The organism is Streptomyces sp. NPDC050528, assembly GCF_044457795.1.
Classification (GTDB): domain Bacteria; phylum Actinomycetota; class Actinomycetes; order Streptomycetales; family Streptomycetaceae; genus Streptomyces.
The window spans coordinates 125,914-151,867 of the sequence record NZ_JBITHH010000005.1; the positions used below are offsets into that span (position 1 = coordinate 125,914).

Here is a 25,954-nt window from a genome sequence, read left to right on the forward strand (position 1 = left end):
TGCAGCTCATGCGTTCGGGAAACTCCGCCCCCAGAAGATCACAACGTTCTCCCAGGGAACGGCAAAAACTAGCCGCGCACCTGCCCCAGCCACTGCAGGGTCCGCCGGATGTCCGCCGCGAGCGGGTGGCCGGGGCCGTGCCTGCGTTCGACGTCGACCAGGAGGCGGGCGAGGGTCTCGTGGGCCGCGCCGCGGTCGCCGAGGGCGAGCAGCAGGTGGCCCATGCGGCGGCGGACCTCGTGGGCGAGCTCGGGGTCGCCGGCCATGTACTGGTTCTCGTAGTACGGCAGCAGCGCGCGGTACTCCGTGAGGGCCGCCGCCGGGTCGCCGAGCGACTCCAGGCACTGGGCGGCCTCGTAGCGGTAGCGCAGGGACTGCGGGTCGGACGGACCGGCCTCGGCGGCGCGTTCGTCGGCGAGGCGGCGCAGTTCGGGCAGCGCGCGCCGGTACTGGCCGTCGTCCATGAGTGTGGCCGCGTACTGCTTGCGGAGGGTGCGGACGACCGGGGAGTGCACGCCGTGCTGCTCGGCTGCGGTGGGCAGGATCGCGCCCAGGATGTCGACGGCCTGGGTGATCCGGCCCTCGCCGAGCAGCCGCTTGACCTCGTCGACGGCGGCTGCGACATCGCGTTTCTCGGCGGCGGGCGGTGCGAGCGGGGCGGGCTGCGGCGCGGGGGTGCGGGCGCGGTCCGGCCAGGGGGCGTGCGGGCGCAGGAACGGGCGCGTGGGGTCGAGCGGCGCCCCGCTGGGCATCCCGCGCGCGGGCAGCAGCAGCGCGAGCCGCTCGTAGACCTCCTGCGCGGAGCCGGGGCGGTGCTGCGGGTCCTTGGCGAGCAGGTGCAGGACGAGCGCTTCGAGGGACTCGGGGACCTCGGGGCGGATGTGGCGGACGGGCACCGGCGGCTCGTACAGGTGCCGGTGCAGTACGCCGAGGGCTGTGGAACCCGCGAACGGCACGTCCCCGCTGAGGAGTTCGTGCAGGACCACGCCGAGCGCGTACAGGTCGGTGTACGGGCCGACCGCGCCGCCCATCGCCTGCTCGGGCGCCATGTAGGCGGGCGATCCGATGGGTGTGCCGGTGTGGGTGAGGCGGGTGGTGTCGGCGTCCATCACGGAGGCGACACCCAGGTCGAGGACGGTGACCGTGCCGTCCTGCTTCACCATCACGTTGCGCGGCTTCAGGTCGCGGTGGACGATCGGCACGGCGTGCACCGCGCTGAGCACGGCGCACAGTTGGGCCGCGACGGCGACCGCCCACTGCCAGGGGTACGGGTCCTGCTCGGCGAGGTGGTCGGAGAGGTCGGCGCCGTCGATGTACTGCATGACGAGGAACAACTCCTCGCCCTCGCTGCCCGCGTCGTGCACCGTGACCAGCCCGGGGTGGTCGACCTGGGCGGTCACCCGGCACTCGCGCACGAAGCGGCGGCGCAGCTCGTCGGCCTCCTGACCGGCCACCTTGTCGGGGCGCAGCAGCTTCACCGCCACGCGCCGGTCCAGGCGCCGGTCGTAGGCCGTCCAGACCTGGCCCATGCCGCCCTGCCCGATCAGCGTGGACAGCTCATAGCGGTCCGCGACGACCCGTCCCGCCGTCGCGGTCACTTTCCGCCCTCGTCGTGCTTGCGCAGGTAGTCACTCAACTCGTCCAGTTCGGCCCGCACTTGGTCGATGCGGGCGGGCGCGGGGCGCTGTCCCGGCGGCGGGGTGGACATCGGCGGCTGCGGCACGGGCGTGTGCGGCATGGGCGGCGGGGTGTGCTGCTGCGGCACGGGCGTGTGCGGCATCGGCGGCGGGGTGTGCTGCGGCGAGGTCGTCGCGGTGTACGGCGACGGGGGCTGCGCGGGCTGCGGATAGCCGTACGCCGGGGACGGCTGTCCGGCGTAGGCGCCCTCACGGAGCTGCTGGAAGTGGCGTATGTCCGCCGCCAGGTAGTACGCGATCGACGCCACCAGGGTGCCCAGGAGCAGGGTGATGCCCAGATAGCCGCCGGCGGTGTGGACGTCCTCGCCGGGCTCGGAGCCGAGCAGCACGAGGCTGAGGATGTCCGCCGCCAGCGCGGCCACGAACAGGCCCCAGTCCAGGGACTTGCGGGTCACGATGGCCAGCCGCAGCAGCATCGTCCAGGCCAGGAACCCGATGCAGAACAACGAGATCCCCACGAACAGCACGCGCACGAGGACCAGCGCCCCGGTGGGCGGCGGTGGCTTCGCCGGCTGCGGGTAGCCGTGGCCTTGCATGGCTGCTCCTGGTGCCTTCGGAGGGCGTACGGGTTCGCGGCCGGTGCGCTCCGGGATACGGGCAACACCGGTCGTCCGATTGTCGCTTCGAGCGTATAGGCCGACACCGACAAGCGGTCCCGGGTTGTACCGAACCGTTGTCGTGCCGATCACATAGTGATCGCTCCCGTACTGCATCGCAGGTGCCGGCGGGTGCGCACTCCTACTCAGACCCGTACACACTTCTACTGAGGCGGACACGAACTCCTACTCAGGCATGACCGTGCCGTCCGTGAGGCCGTCGTACATGCCGCGCACGAGCTGCTCGCCGAGCCGGCCCGCCTGCCGCAGTGTCCGCTCGAAGTCCTCCAGGGCGCGGAACCGTGCTCCGTAGCGGCGCTGTTCGTCCAGGGCGAGGCGGGGCAACTGGAGCCTGCGGACGTCGAGTCGGGTCGCCGTGGACGCGTAGCTGCTGGCCTGGCGGTTGTTGGCGGTGCCGCGCAGGAAGCCGGCGAGGAACCACGGGTCCAGCGCGCCGGGATCCGGCCGCAGGAGGACGAGGCTGCGGCCCAGGGCGGCGCCCGCGGTCGTGTCGTCGATCACGCGCGCCATGGAACCGCCGCCGAGCACCGGGACGACGACATCGCCCACCTCCGTGAGGACGGCGTCCTCGTCACTCTCGGGGAGGAGACCGGAAGGCGCCGTTCCGGCGAGGACGTCGTGGTCGGTGAGAACGGGCACACGCGCGTGGCCGCCGTTTCCGCCGGTACGCATCACCAGGGCGCCCCCGCGCGCGAGTTCACCGATCGTGGTGTGCGGCCAGCGCGTGGGCCGCTCGGAGTCGGTGGAGTGCTCTACGGGTGGTGGAGTGAGGTCGGCGGTCAGCCGGAGCGTCTCACCGAGCCGCTCGCGGACGGCCGTGAGTTCGTCGGCGCCGTCGGCCGCGGTCGCGGGCGGGAGATGGCGGGCGGGGGCCAGGTCGACGTCGTCGTCGAGGAGTTCGATCACCGGCACGGAACGCGCCAGCCCCGGCTTCTCGTCCAGCCGCCCTGCCCGGTCGAACGCCTTCCAGGCGTCGAGCACCGCCCCCCGCACAGCCTGCCAGTCCGGCCCGCCGCGCCCCTCGGTGGCGAACCGCCCGGTGTCCACCAGCAGCACCTCGGGCTGCGCGGCGGCCCGCTCCGGCCGCCGCAACACCCACAGGTGCAGCGGGATGTTGTACGGCGGCGCCGCCCCGATCGGCAACGCTACGACCGCCTTCAGCGCCCCGCGCCGCAGCAGGTCGGCGCGGATCCGGCGACCGGAACGCCGGGAGGCCGCGGCCGGCGGCATCAGCAGCACGGCCGTACCGCCGTCCTTGAGCCGGGCCAACGCGTGCTGCACCCAGGCCAGTTCGGACTCGTTGCGCGCCGGGAAGCCGTACTCCCAGCGGGGGTCGTAGGCGAGTTCGTCGTGGCCCCAGTTGCGCTCGTTGAACGGCGGATGGCACAGGACGACGTCCGCTCGCAGCGCCGGGTACGCGTCGGCGCGCAGGGTGTCGCCGGTCGTGGCGCGGACGGTGACCTGTGCGCGCAGGGCGAGCCGGAGCGCGGTGAGCGCGGCGAGGTCGGGGGCGTTGTCCTGGGCGTACAGCTCCTGCCCGGGGCGGGGGGTGACGGCTCGCAAGAGGGCGCCGGTGCCGCAGGCGGGGTCGAGCGCGGTGCCGGCCGGGCCTGCCGACTGGGCCAACTCGGCCATCAGGCGGGCGAGTTCGGTCGGGGTGAGCGTGTACTGGCGCGGGTTGGCGTCGAGATGCCGCCCGAGCAGGAACTCGAAGGTCTGGCGTGCGCCCAGCTCGGCGGCGAGTTCGGCGGTGCCGCGGAGGAGGGGGGCGGAGGGGAGGAGTTGGGGGCCGGTGGGGGTGTGAACGGCGGGGGCGGCGTTCGCGGCGAGGGCCGTGTTCACAGGGAGTGCGGTGTTCACGGGGGCCGGGGGTGTTGTCGGGTCGGCCGGGGTGTTCACAGCGTTCCGGGTGTTCGGGGCGGCCTGCGTGTTCGGCGTGTTCACAGCGTTCACGGCCGACGGGGTGTGCACCGAGGACGGCGGCCCGGAGGCGGACGCGGAGACCGGCGGAGCGGAGAGCGAGGCAGAGGCGGACGCGGACGCCGAGGCCGGTGTGTTCACAGCCGCGGCGGCGCTTCCCTCCCGCCCCCTGTGAACACCGCGGCCGCGCACCGCACCGAAGCGCGGCACGAGCACCTGCTCCAGCGCGCCCGGCAGCATCGCGGCCATCCGCTCGTCCGAACCGGCGCTCACGTCCAGCCAGACGGTGGGGCGTTCGTGGATGAGCAGCAGGGCGCAGCCCGCGTACACCAGGGCGGTGACCGGGCCCTCGGGGTGGCCGACGAGTTGCTGCCAGACCCGTTCGCGCAACGGGACTTCGGCGAGTTTCCCCTGCTTGCGCAGCCAGGACTCGATCTCGGCGAGGGCGAAGGCGGGGCTGGTCTCGGTGCCGCCGACCGGCTTGGGGAAGTCGGCGTGACGGCGGCGCCAGTTGCTGACGGCGGCACGGCCGACGCCGGCGAGCCGTGCGATACCGGCGGCGGTCACCTCTGTCGCGTTGTCCTGCACTCGCCCCACTCCCCTCGTTGCGCCGGCCTCGTCGCGTCCGCGTTGCCTCTGTCGCGCAGTTGTCGCGCAGTCGCGTCTTGTGGCCGGGTCGCGCCCGCCGTTCGTCTGTGACGCCGAGCATACCGACGCATGCATGATCTACCCCTTCACGCCCGTGTACACACCATGCCCCGTGAATCGTGTTGACTCGGTTCACAGCCTCTGCTCTTATTGACCCAGCGAACGAACGGCCGCCGGAGGGAGGCGGCCGCCGCATCGGGGAGGGGACAGCCATGGGGATGAAGGGCAGGCTCACGCTGAGCGCTGTCGTGGGGGTCGTCGTCATCGGGGTCGTGTCGGCGAACGCCAACACCAGTGGCGGGGGCGGCAGTTCGGGCAGCGGGGCGGGCAGTAGGTCGGCCAACGGGTCCGGCAGTGGTGCCAGCAGCAGCGCCAAGGGCTCTTCGGCGTCCGCGGAACACCGGGCCGCCACCAAGAAGGGCTCGGCCCGGACCCAGGCCGCCGCCGCGAAGAAGAAGGCCGCGTTCGACGGGGACGGCGACTTCCGGGTCGGCGCGGACATCGAGCCCGGCACGTATCGCACCAGCGGCAACACCGACGGCACGTGCTACTGGGAGCGGGCCAAGGACGCCTCCGGCGACACGGACTCGCTGCTCGCCAACGACAAGGTGAGCGGCGCCGGTTACGTCACCGTCAAGGCCACCGACAAGATCTTCAAGTCGAGCGGCTGCAAGGACTGGCAGGCCGTCGCCCCGAAGGCTCAGGGCTCCCCCGCCACGAAGATGGCCGGCGACGGCGGCATGTTCAAGGTCGGCGCCGACATCGCCCCCGGCACCTACAGGTCCACCGGCAACACGGACGACCTGTGCTATTGGGAGCGCGCGAAGGACGCCGAGCACGACCCGGACTCGGTCCTCGCGAACGACAACGTGACCGGCACGGCCGTCGTCACGATCACCGCGAAGGACGCCTACTTCAAGACGACCGGCTGCAAGGACTGGACGAAGACGGCCTGACACCCGAGCCGGGCTGACGCACGCGCCCCTCTCGCCGGTTGCACCGCTCTCCTCTGCCTCACCACTCTCACCACCCTCGCGCCGCGCAACGGGACTCGACCTCCCGAGCGACGCCCCGCGCCGGGCGCTGCCGTCCCACGCCGACTGCGCCGACGGCACTCCGCCCGCCCGCGCACCCATCTGCCCTTCGGCCCGCCCGGCACCTCACCGGACCCCGCTTCGGGGCACCCCCTCACTTGGTCACCGCCGGACCTCTCACCACTCACCTCCAACCACTTCACCCAAGGAACTGCCATGCGTCGTACCGCACTTGCCGCTCTCTGCCTCACCGCCGTGGCCGCCGCCGGACTCACCGGGTGTCTGCCCGGTGAGGTCAAGGCGGACAGCAAGCCGAAGGGACCGTTCGCCGGGCTGACCGGTGGCGAGATCGCCGACCGGTCCCTGACCGCCACCACCGACGCCTCGTCGCTACGACTGAAGGGCGACATACCCGACGACGAGAGCGGCGGCACGATCCTGATCGACATGGCGCTGGACAAGAAGGGCGAGTGCGCCGGCACGCTGAGCCTGGACGGCAAAGGCAAGGCCGACATGATCAAGGTCGGCGACACCATCTACATGAAGTACGACGAGGCGTTCCTGCGGGCGCAGAGCGACGGCGAGTCCAAGGCGGACACCGATGCGGTCGTGGACATGATGGCCGGGAAGTGGACCAAGATGTCCGCGAAGGGCGAGGACGCCAAGGACATCGCGAGCTTCTGCGACCTGAACTCGATGCTCGGCGACGCCGCGGACGGCAACTCGGACGCGACGCGCGGCAAGACGACCACGCTCGACGGCACTCCGGCGATCGCCCTGCACGAGAAGGACGGCAAGGACACCTACACGCTGTACGTGGCGACCCAGGGCAAGCCCTATGTGCTGCGCATCGACAGCGTCTCCGCCAAGGACCCGGGGACGCTCACGTTCGGCGAGTACGAGAAGCCGGTGGCGGCGACCAAGCCCACCGGCAAGATCCTGGACCTGGACAAGCTGGGCAGCTGAGCGACTGACCCCGGGGCCACTGAGCCGCTGACCCACCAAATCTCCCGCGGCTACGGCACGTTCACGGGGCGTGCCGTAGCCGCGGGTCCAGTTCGTCAAATCGAGGCCGCCAAGTCGAGGCCGCCAAGTCGCGCCCGTGTCTGCTCAGTTCGCATGGAACCTCGCCGGCGCGTTCGTCGGGTTGCCCCCGGTCGGCAAGGCCTGCTTGGAGCAGGTGGAGAGGACCTTCACCATCGCGGCCTTCTCCGCCGAGGTGACCCACAGCCCGTACTTCTTCTTCACGGCGACCTGCGCCGCGACATACGTGCACCGGTACGCCTTGGGCGGCACCCAGGTCGCCGTGTCGCCGTCGCCCTTGCTGCGGTTGGGGCTGGCGCCGACGGTGAGGAGGTTGAGCGGGTCGTTGGCGAGAGCTATCCGCTTGCTGGCGTCCCAGTACTTGGCGCCCTTCTGCCAGGCGTCGGAGAGGGCGACCAGGTGGTCGATGTCGACGAGGCTGGCGCCGCGCCTGTAGATGACTTCCTTGCCGGAGTACGGATCGGATTCGAGGACGCCGTACGACACCTTGCAGTCGCCGTCGGTGAACTTCACCTGCTTCAGGTCCCGTTTGAGGATGTCGTCCCTGGTGTCGCAGCTGTTGGAGTCCGTGTCGGCCCAGGCGGTGCCGAACCGTTCACGGGAGTAACCGGTCTTCGGCGCACGCCCCTTCACAGGCAGAGCCTCGGCGGCGGTCAGGGCCGCGCCCCCGCCCGAACCCGTGCCGGCACCTCCACCGGCCGTCGCCTGGGGCCCGGAGTCTCCCGTTCCCGTGGTGTCCGTCTTGCATCCGGCGACCGACAACATGACCAGGGCGGCAATGGCCGCCCCACCCCTCAGACGCATCACGTGCGCCCCTCCCCTTGCTCACCCGGCCCCGCCCCTGAGAGGGCGGATATTGCCTGGTCCCACGGTAGCGGCGGACGCGTCCCGGGCATACGGGACCTAAGCCCGTACGGCACGCAACTCGCCTGTATCGAACCGGTGGAACAGGCCGAAGTACCGGCTTCCCTCACCCCCTCTCCTTACTCCCCTTACTCCGCCCCGGATTTCACGCTCTCTCAGACCGCCAGACCGCCAGACCGTCAGGCCCCCTCCCCCCTCCCCCCTCCCCCCTCCCCCCTCCGCCCTCCGCCCTCCCTCAGACCTTGCCGATGCCCAACGTCGACTCCGAGGGCAGCAGCCCGGACCCGAGTACGGCGACCCAGAACTCCCCCAGCAGGTCGGCGAGTCGGTCGGTGTCGGCCCGGCCGAGGAACTGCCATGGCGCGGAGGCCAGTTGGTCGGTGCGGTGTTCGACCTCCTGGCGCAGATCGCGGCCCGCCCGGGTCGCCGTACCCCTGTCGTCTATGACGCCTCGGGCGACCAGCCGTCCACGCGCCGCCGCCCACTCCTCCGGGCTCCAGCCCCGGCTCTCGAAGCGCTGGACGGAGGCGGCTCCGATCGCGGCGAAGGAGACCAGGGACTCGACCGGGTCGAGGCCGGCGACGAGGAGGGCGGCGAGGTGGCCGTCGCCGCGGTGTTCGCGCAGGATCGTCGCCGCCTGCCAAAGCTGGAGGTGGGGTTCCGCGGGCCAGGCCAACTCGGCGTTGGCAGCGGCGAGGGGGCGGCCCGCAGTGTTCACCGCCTCGGCGGCGCGGCGGGCGAGGGCGGCGGCCTCCGCCAGTTCGGGGCTGTCGACGCGGTCACCGAATATCGCGCGGTACGCCCGGTCCATGCCGCGCAGCCTCGCCTCCAGGACGGCGTCCGGGCTCGCGACGCTCCACGCCGAGTCCATGTGTTCGGCGACCATGCGGGGGCTGAAGCTGTAGAAGGCGGAGGTCACGCGCTCACTGCCGACGGGCCCCAACGGCGCGGCACGCAACGGGAAGTAGCTCGGCCAGCGCTCCCCGGTGTCGTATCCGAGCGCGGCCGCCTCCTCGAAGACCTCCGGCGCGTAATACAGCACCGCGTGCAGCGGTTCGAGCAGATGCCAGAGCTGGCGCACTCGGCCGAGCTCCACGGGGACAGGACTTTCCGCGACAGCGGGACTTTCCGCGGTCTCCGCTCCCCGCACGTTCTCCGACATGGCGTAACTCCTCGTCGCGTCCCGGCAATTCCACAACTTGACACTGACTAGATTGCCCCACCCGCCCGAACTTGTCAATGCCTAGATTCCGCGTACGCTGCTGACCATGAGCACAGCCAAGACTTCCGGTGACAGCCGCCGCCCCTACCACCACGGCGATCTGCGCCGCGCCATCCTCACCGCCGCGCTCGACGTCATCGCCGCCGAGGGCCCGTCCGCGCTGAGCCTGCGGGATCTCGCCCGCCGTGCCGGTGTCTCGCACGCGGCGCCGGCGCATCACTTCAAGGACCGCACGGGGCTGTTGACGGCGATCGCGGCGGAGGGCTTCGGGCTCTTGGCGAGCGCGGTCGGGGAGGCGGCCGACCTGAAGGACGCGGGCGTCCGCTACGTACGCTTCGCGCGCGAGCATCCCGCGCACTTCCAAGTGATGTTCGCGCCCGAGCTGTTGCGCGCCGGCGACCTCGAACTCACCACGGCCCGCGCCCTCGCCACCGACGCCCTGCGCCACGCCGTCTCCGCCGTACCCCCCGAGGGCCGCGGCCCCGACGCCCGCCTCGCCGGTGTCGCCGCGTGGTCCCTGGCACACGGCTTCGCGACGCTGCTACTGGGCCACAACCTGGACGGGGCGGTGGGCGAGCGCGATCCGGAGGAGGTGTTCCGGGTGATGGCGGGGATGCTGTTCCGCGCGAGCTCAGCCTGACGCGACCGACGGGCGGGCGCCGTTACGACCCCCTACGCCCAGCCCGACCGGTCCCCTTACGGCTCCCTGCGCCCCGGCCGACCGGCCCTCTCCTACGAGTACCTACGACCCCAGGATCGTCGCCAAGAACTCCCCCGCCCACCCGAGCAACTCCCGCCCGACCAGCGGCTTCCCGCCCACCTTGGCCGTCTTCGGGCGTGGCACCAGCACCTGGTGGGCGGCCGCCTTGATGACGGTGCCGGGGTAGAGGCGCTTGAGGCGCAGTTCCTGGGACTCCCTCAACTCCACCGGTGCGAAGCGGATGTTGGTGCCCTGGAGGACGATGTCGCCGACGCCGCACGCGCGGGCGAGCATGCGCAGGCCCGCGACCAGCAGCAGGTTCTCCACCGGCTCGGGCAACTTGCCGTAGCGGTCGACGAGTTCCTCGCGTACGGCCTTGATGTCCTCCTCCGTGTTGGCGGAGGCGATGGACCGGTAGGCGGAGAGGCGCAGGCGCTCACCGGGGGCGTAGTCGTGCGGGACGTGGGCGTCGACCGGGAGCTCGATCTTGACGTCCAGGGGCGGCTCCTCCTCGACCCCGCCCTCCAGGGAGGCGCGATAGTCCGCGACGGCCTCGCCTACCATGCGGACGTACAGGTCGAAGCCGACGCCCGCGATGTGGCCGGACTGCTCGCCGCCCAACAGGTTTCCCGCGCCGCGGATTTCGAGGTCCTTCATCGCCACGTACATGCCCGCGCCCATCTCCGTGTGCTGGGCGATCGTGGCGAGGCGCTCGTGGGCCGTCTCCGTCAGGGGCTTCTCCGGGGGGTACAGGAAGTACGCGTAACCGCGCTCGCGGCCACGGCCCACCCGGCCCCGGAGCTGGTGGAGTTGAGACAGACCGAAGTTGTCACCGCGCTCCACGATCAGCGTGTTCGCGTTGGAGATGTCGATGCCCGACTCGACGATCGTCGTCGACACCAGGACGTCGAACTTCTTCTCCCAGAAGTCGACGACCACCTGCTCCAGCGCCTGCTCCGACATCTGGCCGTGGGCGGTCGCGATGCGCGCCTCCGGGACGATCTCGCGCAATCGGGCCGCCGCGCGGTCGATCGATTCGACGCGGTTGTGGATGTAGAAGACCTGGCCCTCGCGCAGGAGTTCGCGGCGGATCGCGGCGCCGATCTGCTTCTCTTCGTAGGGGCCGACGAACGTCAGCACAGGGTGACGCTCCTCCGGGGGCGTCGTGATCGTCGACATCTCGCGGATGCCGGTGACCGCCATCTCCAGGGTTCTGGGAATCGGGGTGGCGGACATCGTCAGGACGTCGACGTTGGCGCGCAGCTTCTTCAACTGCTCCTTGTGCTCGACGCCGAAGCGCTGCTCCTCGTCGACGATGACCAGGCCGAGGTCCTTGAACTTGGTCTCGGAGGAGAACAGGCGGTGGGTGCCGATGACGAGGTCCACGGAGCCCTCGCGCAGGCCCTCCAGGGTGGCCTTCGCCTCCGTGTCGGTCTGGAAGCGGCTCAACGCCCGTACGTTGACCGGGAATTGCGAGTACCGCTCGGTGAACGTCCCGAAGTGCTGCTGCACGAGCAGCGTCGTGGGGACGAGGACGGCGACCTGCTTGCCGTCCTGGACGGCCTTGAAGGCGGCCCGTACGGCGATCTCGGTCTTGCCGTAGCCGACGTCGCCGCAGACCAGCCGGTCCATCGGGACCGACTTCTCCATGTCGTCCTTGACCTCGGCGATCGTGGTCAGCTGATCCGGGGTCTCGGCGTACGGGAACGCGTCCTCCAGCTCGCGCTGCCAGGGCGTGTCCGGGCCGAACGCGTGCCCCGGGGCGGCCATCCGGGCCGAGTACAGCTTGATGAGGTCGGCCGCGATCTCCTTGACGGCCTTCTTGGCGCGCGCCTTGGTCTTCGTCCAGTCGGCGCCGCCGAGGCGGTGCAGGGTGGGGGACTCGCCGCCGACGTACTTGGTGATCTGCTCCAGCTGGTCGGTGGGGATGTACAGCCGGTCGCCGGGCTGGCCGCGCTTGGCGGGGGCGTACTCGACGACCAGGTACTCGCGCGTGGCGCCCTGCACCGTGCGCTGCACCATCTCGATGTAACGGCCCACACCGTGCTGCTCGTGGACGATGTAGTCGCCCGCCTCCAGGGTGAGCGGGTCGATGGTCTTGCGACGGCGGGCCGGCATCCGGGCGCCGTCCTTGCCGGCGGCCTTCTGCCCGGAGAGGTCGGTCTCGGTGAGGACGGCGAGCTTGAGCGCCGTATCGACGAAGCCGTAGTCGATCGAACCCGTCGCGACATGGACCACGGAGGGCTCGATGGTCCCCAGGTCCGTCTCCAGGCGGGCCGCGACGCCCTCGGTACCGAGGACCTCGACCGTGCGGGCGGCGGGGCCGTGGGCCTCCGTCACGAAGACCGTGCGCCAGCCGTCCGCGAGCCAGCCCTTGGTGTCGGCGAGAGCCTTCGCGGTGTCGCCGCGGTAGGTCTCCGGGGCGTGCATCGCGAGCTTCAGGGTGTCGGCGTCGAGCTCCTCGTCCGCCGCGAACGGCGACACCGACCACCACATCATGTCCAGCTCGCGCGCCCGGTCCCGTACGTCCGCGATGGCCCACAAGGAGGCCGCGCCGACGTCGATGGGCGCCTCGCCACCACCGGCGGTGGCCGCCCAGGAGGCCTGGAGGAACTCCTGCGAGGTGGCGACCAGATCGGACGCACGCGTGCGTACCCGCTCCGGATCGCATACGACGGTCATCGCGCCCTTGGGGAGCACGTCGAGCAGCAGTTCCATGTCGTCGACGAGCACCGGAGCCAGCGACTCCATGCCTTCTACGGCGATGCCCTCGGCGATCTTGTTGAGCAGCTCGCCCAGTTCGGGGTGCTGTTCGGCGAGGGCACGCGCACGCGTGCGGACGTCTTCCGTCAACAGGAGTTCACGGCAGGGGGGTGCCCACAGGCCGTGTTCGGCGACCTCCAGGGAGCGCTGGTCGGCGACCTTGAAGTAGCGGATCTCCTCGACGTCGTCGCCCCAGAACTCGATGCGCAGGGGGTGTTCCTCGGTGGGCGGGAACACGTCCAGGATGCCGCCGCGTACGGCGAACTCGCCGCGCTTCTCGACGAGCTCCACGCGCGCGTACGCGGCGGCGCCGAGCGCGTCCACGATCGTGTTCAGGTCGGCGGTCTGGCCCGTCCGCAGGGCGACCGGCTCCAGGTCTCCGAGCCCCTTGACCTGCGGTTGCAGCACGGACCGCACAGGCGCCACGACGACGGAGACCGGGCCCGTCTCCGGGTCGTCCGCCCTCGGGTGGGCCAAGCGGCGCAGGACGGCGAGGCGGCGGCCCACGGTGTCGCTGCGCGGGCTCAACCGCTCGTGCGGGAGAGTCTCCCAGGACGGGTAGTCCACGACTCCGTCCGACGGGAGCAGCGAGCGCAGGGCTGCCGCCAGGTCCTCGGCCTCGCGTCCGGTCGCGGTCACCGCGAGGACCGTACGGCCGGTCTCGCGGGCCAGCGCGGCCACGGCGAAGGGGCGGGTCGCCGGGGGGCCGACCAGGTCGACGTGCATGCGGTTGCCGTCGGTCGCGGCGCGGGTGGCTTCCGCGAGGGCGGGGTCCTTGACTACGGCGTCGAGCAGACCGTGCAGGCTCATGGAGGGCTTTCCGTCTGAGGGTGGGCAACACGAAGGGCCCGACGCGGAGGGTGGGCCGGGGGGTATCCAGCGTACGTCGGTGCGTCGGCTGGCGCCGGGGCTGTGGATAACCTCGCTTTTCCGGCACCCCGCGCTGGTATTGACGCCCAGGGGGCTCCGCCCCCTGGACCCCCGGGCCTATGCCCACCCACCACCCGACTCGGTCCGCCACAAAGTGACCCCCCTAAAAACAAAAACAACAAACCCGGCGCCAAGAAGTCCCCCGTGACTTCTCGGCGCCGGGCCTGCCCCCGTTGGACAGTGGCTCTGTGGACAGTGGCTCGGTGGCTCGGTCGGCTACTCCGTGGCGATCGCGTTGAGGACGTTCATCCGCCCCGCCCGGAACGCCGGGATCAAAGCGGCGAACAGTCCCACGAACGCCGAACCGATGAAGACCGCGATGATCGTGCCCCAGGGAATCTCCAGGACCTTCAGCCCCTCCAGAGCGAGCAGCTGCTGGGCGGTCGCACCCCAGCCCATCCCCAGCCCCAGGCCGAGCAACGCTCCGAAGAGGGCGATCACGACCGACTCCATGCGGATCATCCGGCGGAGCTGGCGACGGGACATGCCGATCGCTCGCATGAGGCCGATCTCGCGTGTCCGCTCGACGACCGACAGGGCGAGGGTGTTCACGACCCCCAGGACCGCCACGATGATCGCCAGAGCCAGCAGACCGTAGACCATGTTCAGGAGCTGGCCGATCTGGTCCTTGAGTTCCTGCTTGTAGTCGGTCTGGTCGCGTACCTGGTACTGCGGGTAGGGGGCCATGGCCTTCTTCAGGGCCGCGTACGCCTGCTTCTCCTGGCCGTCCTTGGCCTTGGCGAACATGATCTCGTTCGGCGGGACCTTGTTGGCCGGGAGGTACTTCTGCATCGTGGCGATGCTGGTGTACCGCGCCCCCTGGTCGATGGCCACGTCGTCGTCCGTGATCGCCGCGACCTTCAGCTTCGCCGTCTCGCCGCCCTTGAAGGCGACGGAGAGGGTGTCACCGACATGCACTCCGTGCTTCTTGGCGTACTTGGAGCCGACCGACATCGCGTTGGTGCCGTAGGCCGCGGACAGGTCGCCGGCCGTGGTGGCGCGGCGCAGATCCTGGGCGTAGGACGGGTCGGCGGCGGTGATGCCGTCGGTGTCCTTCTGGCCGTCGGGCGAGGTGAGGGTGGCGTCGATGTCCTTGTAGCGGGTGACGTGGACGAGGTCCGGCGCCTGTTCCATCGCCTTCTCGGCCTGCGGCACGATCCGCTGGTTGCCCTGGACGATGAAGTCGGCGCCGACGGACTTGTCCAGCTCGCTCGTCGCCGAGGCGACCATCGAGGAGCCGACCACCGACAGACAGGCGACCAGCGCGAGGCCGATCATCAGGGCCGCACCCGTAGCACCCGTACGCCTGGGGTTGCGGAGCGCGTTGCGTTCGGCCAGGCGCCCCACCGGCCCGAAGGCCCGCAGCAGGACCACACTGATGACCCGTACGACCCCGTTGGCCAGCAGCGGACCGATGATCACGAAGCCGATCAGGGAGAGCACTACACCCGCCCCTAGTACCAGCGAACCATCCGTCGCCTTCTTGGCCGTGGCCGCCGCGAACAGAGCCGCGACACCCGCACCCGTCAGGACCAGACCGATCAGGCCGCGCACCCAGCCCGCCTTGCCGTCGGCCGGCGTACCGGCGTCGCGCAGTGCGGCCATCGGGGAGACCTTGCCCGCCCGGCGGGCCGGGAGGTAGGCGGCGAGGACGGTGACGATCACGCCGAGGAGCAGGCCCAGCACCGGGGTCGTCCACTTCACCGTCAGGTCCCGGGTCGACAGGTCCATGCCCGCCGCGCTCATCAGCTTCATCAGGCCTACGGCGATCCCGACACCGGCGCCGACCCCGAGGATCGAACCGACGATCCCGAGCAGGGTCGCCTCGACCAGCACCGAGCGGTTGACCTGCCCGCGGGAGGAGCCGATCGCCCTCATCAGGCCTATTTCGCGGGTCCGTTGGGCGACCAGCATCGAGAAGGTGTTGATGATCAGGAAGATGCCCACCAGGAACGCGATCCCGGCGAAGCCGAGCATGGCGTACTTGATGACGTTCATGAACTGGCCGACGCCCTGGCGGTTCTCGTCGGCGTTCTCCTTGGCCGTCTGGATCTTGTACGTCCCCGACGACTGGAGGGTCTGCGCCACGTTCTGCTTGAGCTGACTGTCCGTCACACCGCTCGCGGCGGTGACGCCGATCTGGGTGAACCGGCCGGTGGCGCCCAAGAGTTCGCGCTGCGCGGTGGCGGTGTCGAAGTAGACGACGGCCGCACCGGGGTTGGTCACCTTGAAGGTGGCGATGCCGACGATCCGCGCGGTGAAGTCACCGGTCTGCGAGATGGTGCGCAGCGAGTCGCCCAGCTTCAGGTGGTGCTTGTCGGCGGTGTCGGCGTCGACCATCGTCTCGGTCGGGCCGCGCGGGGCGTGTCCGGAGGTGATCTCCATTGAACGCAGGTCGTTCTTCGTCCAGTTGCCCGCGATGGTGGGCGCTCCGGTCGAAGAGCCCATGTTCTTGTTGGCGCTGTTGACGACGGTCACGTTCATCGAACTGACGCCGCCCTCAACGGACTTGACGCCGGAGGCCTTCGCCGTCCGCGCCAGCACAGAGGCCGGCAGCGACTCGGGCAGTCCGTTCTGCGGGGTGCCGCCGTCGGCCTTGGCCGCCTTCGGCAGGACCGTCACATCGGACGCGGTGGCCGCGAAGAGCTTGTCGAACGTCGTGTTCATCGTGTCCGTGAACACCAGCGTGCCGCAGACGAAGGCGACCGACAGCAGGACGGCTATCGCCGAGAGCGCCATCCGCCCTTTGTGCGCGAAGAAGTTGCGCCTGGAGGTCTTCATGACGGTCATGACGTACGCCCCCGCGCGTCGAAGTCCTTCATGCGATCGAGGACGGCGTCGGCGGTCGGCTTGAACATCTCGTCGACGATCCGGCCGTCCGCGAGGTACAGGACGCGGTCCGCGTACGACGCGGCCACCGGGTCGTGCGTGACCATCACGATGGTCTGCCCGAGGTCGTCCACCGACCGGCGCAGGAAGCCCAACACCTCAGCGCCCGCACGGGAGTCGAGGTTTCCGGTCGGTTCGTCGCCGAAGATGATCTCGGGGCGGGCCGCCAACGCCCGTGCCACGGCGACGCGTTGCTGCTGACCGCCGGAGAGCTGGTTGGGCCGGTGCTTGAGCCGGCTCGACAGACCGACCGTCTCCACGACCTGCGCCAGCCACCCCTGGTCGGGCTTGCGGCCGGCTATGTCCATCGGGAGGGTGATGTTCTCCAGCGCGTTCAGCGTCGGCAGGAGATTGTACGCCTGGAAGATGAACCCGATCCGGTCCCGGCGGAGTTGGGTGAGCCTCTTGTCCTTGAGGCCGGTGATCTCGGTCTCGTCCAGGTAGATCTGCCCGGAGGTCACGGTGTCGAGCCCGGCGAGGCAGTGCATGAGCGTGGACTTGCCGGACCCCGAGGGGCCCATGATCGCGGTGAACTGACCGCGGGCGATGTCCACGTCGACATGGTCGAGGGCGACGACACGGGTCTCCCCGGCTCCGTACGCCTTGACGACCTGCCGCGCTCGCGCGGCAACGGCCGTACGCCCTCCAGTACCCCCGTGCCTGGGAATGGTCACAGCCGATGTCATGGTATGTCTCCTAAGTCGGTCGGCAGCAGAGCGTGCCGGTGCCCGGTCGATGCGGTTCAACTGGTTACGTCAACTGGTGACGACGATGAGTCTGTCGGTGGGAGGGGGTCCGGCGCGCTGGTGCTCAGCGCAGTCTTTCCCGGGGGAAAACCCCACCCTCCTGGGTTCGGCCTGCCGCCCCCCAGCGGCATAAAGCCAGGTTAAGGACGACCCCCTGCCCTTCTCCTCCTCCGTCGGTACGAACCGTCCCCGGGTCGTAGTACGGAGAGACCCCTAGGGGCTCTCCACCGTCGGGTGGAGTCGATCTCGGGGGCCGGTCCACCCAGTGACCCGGCCAGGTTCCGCCCTGCCGCTACGTGAGGGTCAAGTGGGAAGCTGGTGCGCGGCAGATAGATGCAAGGGGAAAGGAATCCTGTGGACCAGGGGGACAGGGACAGCGACACCGAGATACGACCCGAGGCGGCCGGGCAGCCCACGCCCACGCCTCCCGAGCAGCCCACGCCGGCCCCTCCCGACCGGCGCAAGCGCGCGGTCGTCGCCGCCCTCATGCTGGCGATGGCCCTGGCCGCCCTCGACTCCACCATCGTCTCGACCGCCGTACCGCAGATCGTCGGCGACCTCGGCGGCTTCTCCGTCTTCTCCTGGCTGTTCTCGGGCTATCTGCTGGCCGTGACGGTCACGCTGCCCGTCTACGGCAAGCTGTCCGACACCTTCGGCCGCAAGCCGGTGCTGATCACCGGCGCGGCGGTGTTCCTCGCGGGTTCGCTGCTGTGCGCGGTGGCCTGGAACATGGGCGCGCTGATCGCGTTCCGGGTAGTACAGGGCCTGGGCGGCGGGGCGTTGCAGGGCACGGTGCAGACGCTCGCCGCCGATCTGTACCCGCTGAAGGAACGCCCCAAGATCCAGTCGAAGTTGTCCACGGTGTGGGCGGTGTCGGCGGTCGCGGGCCCGGGAGTGGGCGGACTGCTCGCCGCGTACGCGGGCTGGCGCTGGATCTTCCTCGTCAACCTCCCTGTCGGGGCAGTGGCGTTGTGGCTGATCGTCCGCCACCTCCACGAACCGGAACGCGCCCGCACCTCCCGCCCCCGCATCGACTGGGCGGGCGCACTGGCCGTGTTCGCGTGCGGAGGCGTACTGATCACGGCCCTCGTGCAGGGCGGCGTCGCGTGGGACTGGCTCTCGGCACCCTCAATCGCCTTGTTCGCCACGGGACTTGCGCTGGCCGGAGTGGTCGTCACGATCGAACGCCGGGCGGCCGAGCCCATCATCCCGGGGTGGGTGTGGCGGCGCCGTACGATCGCGGCCGTCAACTTGGCTTTGGGCGCACTGGGGTTGCTGATGGTGGCGCCGAGCGTGTTCCTGCCGACCTACGCGCAGTCGGTGCTCGGGCTGGCACCCGTGGCGGCCGGATTCGTGCTGTCCGTCTGGACGTTGAGCTGGCCGGTGTCGGCCGCGTTGAGCCAGCACGTGTACCGGCGGATCGGTTTCCGCAATACGGCGATGCTCGGGATCGGGGCGGCGACGCTGATCCTGTTCGCGTTCCCGTTCCTGCCGTATCCGGGCGCGGCCTGGCAGCCGATGGTGCTGATGCTGCTGCTCGGCGCGGCCCTCGGGCTCTTCCAACTCCCGTTGATCGTCGGGGTGCAGTCGACGGTCGGATGGGAGGAGCGGGGTGTGACGACCGCGTCCGTGCTGTTCTGCCGCCAGACCGGTCAGACGATCGGGGCGTCCGTCTTCGGGGCGGTCGCCAACGGGGTGCTGGCGTCCCGACTGGGCGGCGCGAGCGACCTGGACTCGGTGACGCGGGGCCTCGACGGGGGTGCCGTCCCCGAGGCGACCCGGCGGGCGATCGCGGACGCGGTGCACGCGGTGTACATCGGCGCGGGCGTCGCCGCCGCGGTGGCCTTCCTGGTGCTGCTGTTCCTGGCACCGCGACGGTTCCCGGTCCTCAAGGAGCAGTGAGGGGCCGGGTAGTTCAGGAGACGGTGGCGGCGGGCGGAGTCCAACGGCGAGTGGGAGAAACCGAGTTGGGGACGCCGTAGTCCTTCTTGAGCTGTTCCGGGATGGCGTAGTGCATGACGCGGCCGCGGGTGAGGGAGGACAGTTCCAGGACGGTGGTGAGGTGGCCGAGGCGGTCCAACGCCCAGGCGCCGAGCGGGGAGTGGTCCTCGATGGTCTCCAGCACGCCGAGGAGGTGGGGCACGGCCTTGACGAGCGTGTCCCAGCGGGTGCGCGGCACCTGGAGCCAGTCGGCACAGGTGTCGCCGACAAGGTGGCGGATGAGGGCGGAGACGATCGGGTCGAAGAAAGTCCCGGGGACGACCTCCTCGTAGAGGTCGATGAGCTGGCGGGTCAGGTGGGCGCCCTCCTCGGACGGGCCCATGTGCCGAACCATGTAGAGGTCGAGGAACTGCCGTGCTTCCTCAAGGGACTTGGGGACCACTTCCTGGTCGACGCCGAGCATCGCGCCGACCACACGCCAGGCGTAGTAGTAGGCCTCCGCGCCCTCCGTCGACATGTGGATGCCGAGGCGGTGCAGGCTGTCCAGGACGAGCATCGAGAAGAACATCTGCCCGCCGATCATGTCCTCCTGGCAGATCGGCGTGCCCAACTCCCCTGCGTCCCAACGGTTTTCGCGCAGGAGGTGGTGGCGGATGGAGGCGTGCAGAAGGCGGACCTTCTGTACGGCGGGGAGGAAACGGCTGCCGGACTCGAAGGCGTCGGGCTGCATCAGATAGACGGTGAACTGCCCGGTCTCCGCCATGCGTTTGGACGGGTACTGCAGCCCGTGGCTGGCCGACAGGAGTTTCGCCACCGGCGGGACGACGTAACAGGCGGGCATGGAGGCGAAGGACAGCGCGGTCGAGATGTGCACGTTGTTGTCGATGAAGAACAGCCGGGCCCGCTCCATCTCGTCCCAGTCGACCCAACTCGGCGGCGCACTCGTCGCGTTGAGGTACTCCAGGGCCACAGCGGGCAGGCCGTCCGGCAGCGGGGCTCCGGCGACGGACACGTAGCGCATGAGGGTGTTGAACTTGCCCACCTCCCCGCGTTCGAAGAGCGCGGCGACGGTCGCGTCGGCGAGTTCGTCACCGGCCCGGCGCAGGCCGTCCATCGACGTCTCGGTGTAAGTCACGGTGGGCTCCTGGGAGTTCGCGGTCACGGGTCAGGACAGGCGGACCGTCGCCGAGTGCGCGAGCGCGGTGAGCGCGGCCTCGGCGGGGGCGGGGACGTTCATTTCCTGGAGGGCGTCGAGCGCTTCCTCGACCCGGGCGGTGATCATGCCCTCGACGCGGCCGGGCGCCTTCAGCCGGCGCATCGTCTCGCGCACCGTGTCCAACTCCACGCCGTCCAGTCCGCGTTGGCCCATGAGCGCACGCAACCGCTCCCGGTCCTCGGCGCCCGCGGCGCGCCAGGTCTCCGCGAGGAGGGCGGTGGGCCGGTGGCCGCGTACGTCGTCGGCGTTGGCCTTGCCGGTGTGTTCCGGGTTCCCGAAGAGACCGAGAAGATCGTCCCGCAACTGGAAGGCCTCGCCCAGCGGCAGCCCGTACGCGGAGTACCCCTCGCGCAGCCGAGCGCCGGCTCCGGCGAGGGCGCCGCCGATCAACAGGGGTTGTTCCACGGTGTACTTGGCGGTCTTGTACCGGATCACCTTCAGGGAAGCGGCGGTGTCCGGCTCGGCGCCGGTCCGCAGGATCTCCAGACACTCACCGGCGATCAACTCCCGTGCCAGCACGGCCCACAGCGGGCGGGCCCGCCCGAGATACGCGGCCGGCAGCCCGCTGGTGGTGAACAACTGCCCGGCCATGCCCATCAGTTGGTCCCCGACCAGCATGGCGAGGGAGCGGGCGGCCGCGACGGCTCGGGGACGACGGCGTACGGCGGTGCGCAGCGCGATGTGGGCGGTGGGGCGGCCGTGCCGCAGCGGGCTGTCGTCGATGAGGTCGTCGTGCACGACCGCGGCGGCGTGCACCAGCTCCATCGAGGCCGCCGCCCGCACCAGCGCGTCGCTGTCGGGCTGCCCCACCGCGCGCCAGCCCCAGTAACAGAACGCCGCCCGCAGCCGTTTGCCGTCCACGACCGCGGCCTCCAGCTGCCCGGCGACCGGCTCCAGCGCCGGGTCGATCTCCGCGAACCGCTCGGCCTCCTCGGCCACGAACCGCTGCAGCACCCGGTCGACACGGCTCTTGAAGGCGGCCGGTTCCCAGCGCTCAGACGCCATCGGCGGCGGCCTGACGGGCGAGGGCGTGCCGGGCGAGGGTCTCCAAGTGGGCCGGGGGCACGGCGGTGTACCGGTCGAGCACCAGGCGCCCGCGCGCCGCGAGTTCGTGCTCGGCGTCAGCCGCCAGCTCCGCGGCGTCCGAGCGGCGCAGCAGCCCCCGTACGGCCCCCAGGGTCGAGCCCACCACGGACCCCACGGCCGACCCCACCGCGCTCACCGTCAGCCCGGCGAACCCGGCCACCAGCAACAACGCCCGCTCGTCCAGACCCTCGTGCCGTTCCGGCGCTCGCGTCATGCCACTCCCCACCCGTAGTACTTCCGGGCGACTCCGATCACCCGCCCTCCTGTCAGGATCGCGACACATCGGGCGGACGAGAGGAGAAACTCACGATCGAGTGATCACTTCGCTCGACCGTGCGGACGGCACCGCCGGGCCCGCCTGCGACGTTCCCGGGAAACCCGTCAACCCGGACAACACCCGAGGTCAGCGCCCGATTGACGCGCCAGGCACGCAACGACCGCGCACCGACCGCCCAGTTCGGCGAAAAGCACCCACATCCCCCAACCGGCGAGTAACATGCGTGACCCGCTCCGCCCAACTCCCTGCGGTCCGCCGCCACGGACCCGAGCCACGCAAGGAGCACGGGATGTCCTACGACCCGTACCCTCCGCACGATGCGTACCGCCCGGTTGATGCGCATTCGTCACCCGACCCGTACACCCCGTACGACCCCGACACCACCGCCAACTCCCCCTACACCCCGTACGACCCCGACCCCGCCCCCTACATCCCGTACGACCGCACACCACCCCCGACACCACCCCCACCCCCCTCCCCACCCACCGTCACCTACCCCTGGCAACCACCCCCGCCTCCACCCGAGCGCCGCCGTCTCCCCCCTCGCCCCGCCCTCGGCAACCACAGCGATCTGCGCATCCTGCGCGGCGCGTACCGCCGTCAGCGCCGGGTGGCGACCGCCGCCGCGCTCGGCTACTTCTGTCTCTTCCTCGGCCTGTCCGCGTTCGCGCCCGCCCTGATGACGAGCACCGGCGCCGGCGGCGTGCCCACCGGCCTGCTGCTCGCGCTGGTCCAACTCCCCGTCACCTGGCTGGCGATAGCGCTCTACGAGCGCACGGCCCGCAGCCGCGTCGACCCCCTCGCGGACCGCTTCCGCAGACAGGCCGAACTGGACGCGAGACGGGAGGCGGCACGATGACCGGGACAGCCACCGCGACCACGGTGACCGGGATGACCGGCCTCAGGGACTCCTCGCAGACCATGTCACTGGTCGCCTTCACCACCGTCGCCACGATCACCCTCCTGCTCTGCGTGATGACGGGCCCCGACCGCGACGACCTCGACGAGTTCTACACGGGCTACGGCTCCCTCTCCCCGCTGCGCAACGGCCTTGCCATAGCCGGTGATTACATCTCCGCGGCAAGCGTGCTGGGCACGGGCGGAGTGATCGCCCTGTTCGGCTACGACGGCGTGGTCCTGGCCCTGAGCACAGCCCTTTCCCTGCTCCTGCTGATGTTCCTGCTGGCCGAACCGCTGCGCAACGCGGGCCGGTTCACGATGGGCGACGCGCTCGCCCGCCGGATGCCGGGCCGTTCGGTACGGATCGTCGCGTGCACGGTGACGATCATCGCGCTGCTGCCGCTAATGCTGGTCCAACTCGCGGGCGCGGGACAGCTGTTGGCGTTCATCCTCGGCTTCTCCAGCGACTTCCTGCAGACCGGCTGCATCATCGGCCTGGGCGCGCTGATGATCAGCTACGCGGCGATCGGCGGCATGAAGGGCACCGCCCTCATCCAGATCCTGAAGATCGTGATGCTGCTCGGCTCGGGAGCCGTGATCGCCGTACTCCTACTGAACCGTTTCCACTGGGACTTGGGCACCTTCTTCGACACGGCGGCACAGCGGAGCGGGGCCGGACCGGCCTTTCTGCACTCGGGACTCGAGTTCGCGGGCGGCCCAAGTCCCCGCCTGGACATGATCAGTTCACAGCTGACGGTGGTGATCGGCGGCGCCTGCCTGCCGCACATAACGATGCGCATGTACACCGCGTCGAGCGCGCGGCAGGTGCGGCGGTCGATGTCGTGGGCGGTGTCGGGGGTGGCGCTGTTCGTGGTGATCGTGACGATCATCGGCTTCGGCGCCACGGCACTGATCGGCCGGGCGACGATCGCGCGGGCGGACCCGCAGGGCAACACGGCCTATCTCCTGGGCTCACGGGCGGTGTTCGGGCCCGACCTCTCCCCGACGGAGACCCTCCTCTTCACCACCGTGACCACGGCCGTCTTCCTCACCCTGCTCGCCTCGGTCGCCGGGATGATCCTCGCCTGCGCCAACTCCCTTGCCCACGACGTCTTCGCGACCCGGGTCCAGGAGATGCCGGTCCGCCGCGAGATGACGCTGGCCCGCTACTCGGCGCTGGCGGTGGGGATTCCGGCGATCGTGCTCGCGACACTGATCCAGCACAGGGGCCTGCAACCCCTCGTCACCCTCTCCTTCTGCCTGGGCGCCTCGGCGATAGCGCCCGCCCTCGTCTACAGCCTCTTCTGGCGCCGCTACACCCGAACAGGCCTGCTCAGCACGCTGGTTGGCGGCACCCTCGCGGTCCTGCTCCTGATGCCGGGCACGAACCTGGTCTCCGGCTCGCCCACCGCCGCCTTCCCGAACGCCGACTTCAACTGGTTCCCGTTCACCACGACGGGCCTCGTCACGATCCCCCTCGGCTTCGCCTGCGGCTGGCTGGGCACGGTCGCCTCGGGCCGCCGCAAGGAGGAGGAACAGCGCCGCCGCTACGACGCGTTGGAGGGCTGGATCCTGGCGGGCGCGGTACGGAGGAGGAAGTGAGCGCGATCGAAGGGTACGTTCGCGTCGGCTCGTCCCACGGAGCAATAGCTGCGATCCATGTCCTGCGCACTCTGACTGGTGGCAACGGCCCCTGAGCTGCACCTGCCGAGTTCTTCGCGGAGAGTCGCGGCCTGTACTCATTGGGCGACTGGCACAGCTGACGTCATATCTGCCATCGCCCCAGGTCCCACTGCTTCCTTCACCCGGAGACGTCGATGGACGCATGTGGCCGAGAAGAGTCGACCAGTCGCGGTGAGGGCTTCTCGCAGCGTGCCGGGGGAAGGTCCTCCAGCCCCGGTCCCTTTGCGATGGACGAGCCGCAAGCGACGCTGTCGTTCACGCCGTGCCTGGAACTACTCCTCCATCTCGACCAGTTGGTGCAGCGCAGCGGCCTGTCTGGGGCTGGGAGCGCCCGCCCATGCGCACGCCCCCTCTCCGTGGCCAGCCCCGTCCTCCCGACTCAGTCCCACCGTTTCGCGAACTCAGCTCCGGCCAACAGATCGCGAGTCCGGACAACGGGGTCGTCAACCCCCATGGCCTCCATCACATCTGCAACGGTTGCCTCGTATTTCCCCTTCCTTTTGGTGACACGGCAGGGGAATCGACCTGCCCTGACCAGCCCAGGTGCCTTGGATGCATCAAGTCCGAGTAGATCTGCCACCATCCGCAAGGGCATGGGGTCGGCAAACCACTGCGACATCCGCTTCGCGCTCACTCGCTTTCCTCCACGTTTTCGTTCTCCCCGGATTCCTCGGATACGCCGAGTTCGCCTTCGGCCATCCCCTCCGAACCGGCGGCCAGGAACTTGTCCAGGATGCCGAGACGATGCAAGGTCGCACCCGTACGTTCGCCACTGATTCGCTCCCGCAACGACGCGTCCATCTCGCCAACTGCTTCGATGCCTGATTCATCCCGCAGCGGCGAGTAGTCGTCGTGGTGGATGCCCGCGCCGGCGACAAGACTCTGCGGATCCTTCGTCCGCTCCGCCGGATCCGCCCGTTCCACGGCCCACGCGGCGGCATAAGCGGCTCGGACCACCTGGTCGCGGATGTCGTCACTGTCGGCTGCGGCGGCCAAGCCATACAACGCACCGACCACCATCGCCGACCTCACGTCTGCCACATCGACGCACAGCCTCGTCGATACTTTCGCAGCCGACTTCCGCAGGTAGGGCACAACGAAGTACAACGCGAGCAACTGACTCCGCCGAGCCAGATTCGGCACGTCGCTTTGGGCATCGCGCCCGACACATCGCCACAAGGCGTCGCGCAGCGCACTATCGACGGCATCTCGCGCAGCTGCCTCCTTCGCCTCCGAAAGAGTGAGGTGCTCGCTCACCGAGCACCTCTCGCCCAGTTGATGAGGACAGACCAACTGCCCACGAAGGAGCTGCGAAACCTGCAACTCAATCGACCTGAAAAGGTCTGCCGACGGCACCAAGGACACCGTTCACCTCCTGTATTCCTTCTACTGGCGGCAGAAGGCTCACCAGAGCGCAGGACTCCTATCCGCGCTCACCAGCGGATGCGCCGGTAAGGATGAAATGCGCAATGCGCCGGATTGGAGAAGGTGCATCCCAGCGGCCCTGCATGAGGCACCTTGTCACCCGCCCCGTTCACCTCGGCCGACCGAAGCAAGCTGGAACGATTCCCCGGCGCATACAGCAGCATCGGAGCCGCCTGGTCAACACCGTGCGAAACCCGCACATTTGCACCCGCCGGGATTGACCCTCCCGTTTCGCATGACCAGCACAACAGTCAGCCATGAGCCCCTCGTGAGCTGCACATGACCCGTTCTTTGCCACACCACCACCTCGACTCCCGCTGTTCACCGCTCCTTTCCAGACTCTGCACGTCCG

General features: G+C 70.1%; 18 protein-coding genes. 6 read left to right on the top strand and 12 right to left on the bottom strand.

The annotated features are described in order from the left end of the window. Positions 1–68 precede the first annotated feature (68 nt). From ACIBK4_RS18845 to ACIBK4_RS18855, 3 genes are all read right to left on the bottom strand, one after another. Entirely contained in the window at positions 69–1,556 is a 1,488-nt protein-coding gene (locus tag ACIBK4_RS18845; RefSeq protein WP_398996429.1) for a protein kinase, read from the bottom strand. Between the two features lie 38 nt (positions 1,557–1,594). Next, a complete protein-coding gene (locus tag ACIBK4_RS18850) occupies positions 1,595–2,233 on the bottom strand; it encodes a hypothetical protein (RefSeq protein ID WP_398995883.1) in 639 nt (212 codons plus the stop codon). A gap of 246 nt (positions 2,234–2,479) precedes the next feature. Further along, the gene (locus ACIBK4_RS18855) at positions 2,480–4,822 is read right to left on the bottom strand and encodes an N-6 DNA methylase (RefSeq protein WP_398995884.1); all 2,343 of its coding nucleotides are present in this window, start codon (positions 4,820–4,822) and stop codon (positions 2,480–2,482) included. Positions 4,823–5,094: 272 nt separating this feature from the next. Here ACIBK4_RS18855 and ACIBK4_RS18860 point away from each other — a divergent pair, with 272 nt between their 5' ends. Then, the gene (locus ACIBK4_RS18860; protein ID WP_398995885.1) at positions 5,095–5,838 is read left to right on the top strand and encodes a hypothetical protein; all 744 of its coding nucleotides are present in this window, start codon (positions 5,095–5,097) and stop codon (positions 5,836–5,838) included. A 294-nt stretch (positions 5,839–6,132) separates the two neighbouring features. Further along, positions 6,133–6,882: a hypothetical protein gene (locus ACIBK4_RS18865; RefSeq protein WP_398995886.1), complete on the top strand. Its 750-nt coding sequence runs from the start codon at positions 6,133–6,135 to the stop codon at positions 6,880–6,882. Between the two features lie 144 nt (positions 6,883–7,026). Here the strand turns inward: ACIBK4_RS18865 and ACIBK4_RS18870 are convergent, their stop codons facing one another. Both ACIBK4_RS18870 and ACIBK4_RS18875 read right to left on the bottom strand, forming a co-directional pair. Beyond that, positions 7,027–7,764, bottom strand: a complete 738-nt coding sequence (locus ACIBK4_RS18870) for an HNH endonuclease family protein (protein ID WP_398996431.1) — start codon at positions 7,762–7,764, stop codon at positions 7,027–7,029. A gap of 295 nt (positions 7,765–8,059) precedes the next feature. Next, positions 8,060–8,986: a hypothetical protein gene (locus ACIBK4_RS18875; protein WP_398995887.1), complete on the bottom strand. Its 927-nt coding sequence runs from the start codon at positions 8,984–8,986 to the stop codon at positions 8,060–8,062. Positions 8,987–9,092: 106 nt separating this feature from the next. On the opposite strand from ACIBK4_RS18875, the gene ACIBK4_RS18880 reads away from it, so the two are divergent. Beyond that, complete coding sequence (locus tag ACIBK4_RS18880) at positions 9,093–9,686, top strand: TetR/AcrR family transcriptional regulator (protein ID WP_398995888.1); 594 nt, start codon at positions 9,093–9,095, stop codon at positions 9,684–9,686. Between the two features lie 102 nt (positions 9,687–9,788). Here the strand turns inward: ACIBK4_RS18880 and mfd are convergent, their stop codons facing one another. From mfd to ACIBK4_RS18895, 3 genes are all read right to left on the bottom strand, one after another. Beyond that, positions 9,789–13,319, bottom strand: coding sequence for a transcription-repair coupling factor (gene mfd / locus ACIBK4_RS18885; RefSeq protein WP_398995889.1), 3,531 nt, complete (start codon positions 13,317–13,319; stop codon positions 9,789–9,791). 336 nt (positions 13,320–13,655) lie between these two features. Further along, positions 13,656–16,229: an ABC transporter permease gene (locus ACIBK4_RS18890; protein ID WP_398995890.1), complete on the bottom strand. Its 2,574-nt coding sequence runs from the start codon at positions 16,227–16,229 to the stop codon at positions 13,656–13,658. Beyond that, complete coding sequence (locus tag ACIBK4_RS18895) at positions 16,226–17,014, bottom strand: ABC transporter ATP-binding protein (protein ID WP_398995891.1); 789 nt, start codon at positions 17,012–17,014, stop codon at positions 16,226–16,228. The genes ACIBK4_RS18890 and ACIBK4_RS18895 overlap by 4 nt, the downstream gene beginning before the upstream one ends. A gap of 393 nt (positions 17,015–17,407) precedes the next feature. On the opposite strand from ACIBK4_RS18895, the gene ACIBK4_RS18900 reads away from it, so the two are divergent. Beyond that, positions 17,408–18,976, top strand: coding sequence for an MFS transporter (locus tag ACIBK4_RS18900; protein ID WP_398995892.1), 1,569 nt, complete (start codon positions 17,408–17,410; stop codon positions 18,974–18,976). Between the two features lie 13 nt (positions 18,977–18,989). Here the strand turns inward: ACIBK4_RS18900 and ACIBK4_RS18905 are convergent, their stop codons facing one another. Genes ACIBK4_RS18905 through ACIBK4_RS18915 form a run of 3 tightly spaced genes read right to left on the bottom strand, consistent with a single transcriptional unit; the run spans position 18,990 to position 21,531 of the window. After that, positions 18,990–20,150: an oxygenase MpaB family protein gene (locus ACIBK4_RS18905; protein WP_398995893.1), complete on the bottom strand. Its 1,161-nt coding sequence runs from the start codon at positions 20,148–20,150 to the stop codon at positions 18,990–18,992. Between the two features lie 30 nt (positions 20,151–20,180). Beyond that, positions 20,181–21,236, bottom strand: coding sequence for a polyprenyl synthetase family protein (locus ACIBK4_RS18910; RefSeq protein ID WP_398995894.1), 1,056 nt, complete (start codon positions 21,234–21,236; stop codon positions 20,181–20,183). After that, positions 21,226–21,531 carry a polyprenyl synthetase gene (locus tag ACIBK4_RS18915; protein WP_398995895.1) on the bottom strand — a complete coding sequence of 102 codons (306 nt, stop codon included), beginning with the start codon at positions 21,529–21,531 and terminating at the stop codon, positions 21,226–21,228. Before ACIBK4_RS18915 ends, ACIBK4_RS18910 begins: the two co-directional genes overlap by 11 nt. 352 nt (positions 21,532–21,883) lie before the next feature. On the opposite strand from ACIBK4_RS18915, the gene ACIBK4_RS18920 reads away from it, so the two are divergent. Both ACIBK4_RS18920 and ACIBK4_RS18925 read left to right on the top strand, forming a co-directional pair. After that, the gene (locus ACIBK4_RS18920; protein WP_398995896.1) at positions 21,884–22,453 is read left to right on the top strand and encodes a DUF485 domain-containing protein; all 570 of its coding nucleotides are present in this window, start codon (positions 21,884–21,886) and stop codon (positions 22,451–22,453) included. Next, complete coding sequence (locus ACIBK4_RS18925) at positions 22,450–24,096, top strand: cation acetate symporter (protein ID WP_398995897.1); 1,647 nt, start codon at positions 22,450–22,452, stop codon at positions 24,094–24,096. The genes ACIBK4_RS18920 and ACIBK4_RS18925 overlap by 4 nt, the downstream gene beginning before the upstream one ends. 711 nt (positions 24,097–24,807) lie before the next feature. Here ACIBK4_RS18925 and ACIBK4_RS18930 read toward each other — a convergent pair. Beyond that, complete coding sequence (locus ACIBK4_RS18930) at positions 24,808–25,434, bottom strand: hypothetical protein (RefSeq protein ID WP_398995898.1); 627 nt, start codon at positions 25,432–25,434, stop codon at positions 24,808–24,810. Between the last annotated feature and the right edge of the window lie 520 nt (positions 25,435–25,954).

Excerpts from the sequence above, each read along its gene's own strand:
- ACIBK4_RS18875 (WP_398995887.1), bottom strand. The coding sequence starts at position 8,986 with ATGTCGGAGAACGTGCGGGGAGCGGAGACCGCGGAAAGTCCCGCTGTC.
- ACIBK4_RS18865 (WP_398995886.1), top strand. The coding sequence starts at position 6,133 with ATGCGTCGTACCGCACTTGCCGCTCTCTGCCTCACCGCCGTGGCCGCC.
- ACIBK4_RS18850 (WP_398995883.1), bottom strand. The coding sequence starts at position 2,233 with ATGCAAGGCCACGGCTACCCGCAGCCGGCGAAGCCACCGCCGCCCACC.
- ACIBK4_RS18925 (WP_398995897.1), top strand. The coding sequence starts at position 22,450 with ATGACCGGGACAGCCACCGCGACCACGGTGACCGGGATGACCGGCCTC.
- ACIBK4_RS18920 (WP_398995896.1), top strand. The coding sequence starts at position 21,884 with ATGTCCTACGACCCGTACCCTCCGCACGATGCGTACCGCCCGGTTGAT.
- ACIBK4_RS18895 (WP_398995891.1), bottom strand. The coding sequence starts at position 17,014 with ATGACATCGGCTGTGACCATTCCCAGGCACGGGGGTACTGGAGGGCGT.
- ACIBK4_RS18915 (WP_398995895.1), bottom strand. The coding sequence starts at position 21,531 with ATGACGCGAGCGCCGGAACGGCACGAGGGTCTGGACGAGCGGGCGTTG.
- ACIBK4_RS18880 (WP_398995888.1), top strand. The coding sequence starts at position 9,093 with ATGAGCACAGCCAAGACTTCCGGTGACAGCCGCCGCCCCTACCACCAC.
- ACIBK4_RS18870 (WP_398996431.1), bottom strand. The coding sequence starts at position 7,764 with ATGCGTCTGAGGGGTGGGGCGGCCATTGCCGCCCTGGTCATGTTGTCG.
- mfd (WP_398995889.1), bottom strand. The coding sequence starts at position 13,319 with ATGAGCCTGCACGGTCTGCTCGACGCCGTAGTCAAGGACCCCGCCCTC.
- ACIBK4_RS18890 (WP_398995890.1), bottom strand. The coding sequence starts at position 16,229 with ATGACCGTCATGAAGACCTCCAGGCGCAACTTCTTCGCGCACAAAGGG.
- ACIBK4_RS18910 (WP_398995894.1), bottom strand. The coding sequence starts at position 21,236 with ATGGCGTCTGAGCGCTGGGAACCGGCCGCCTTCAAGAGCCGTGTCGAC.
- ACIBK4_RS18900 (WP_398995892.1), top strand. The coding sequence starts at position 17,408 with ATGCAAGGGGAAAGGAATCCTGTGGACCAGGGGGACAGGGACAGCGAC.
- ACIBK4_RS18860 (WP_398995885.1), top strand. The coding sequence starts at position 5,095 with ATGGGGATGAAGGGCAGGCTCACGCTGAGCGCTGTCGTGGGGGTCGTC.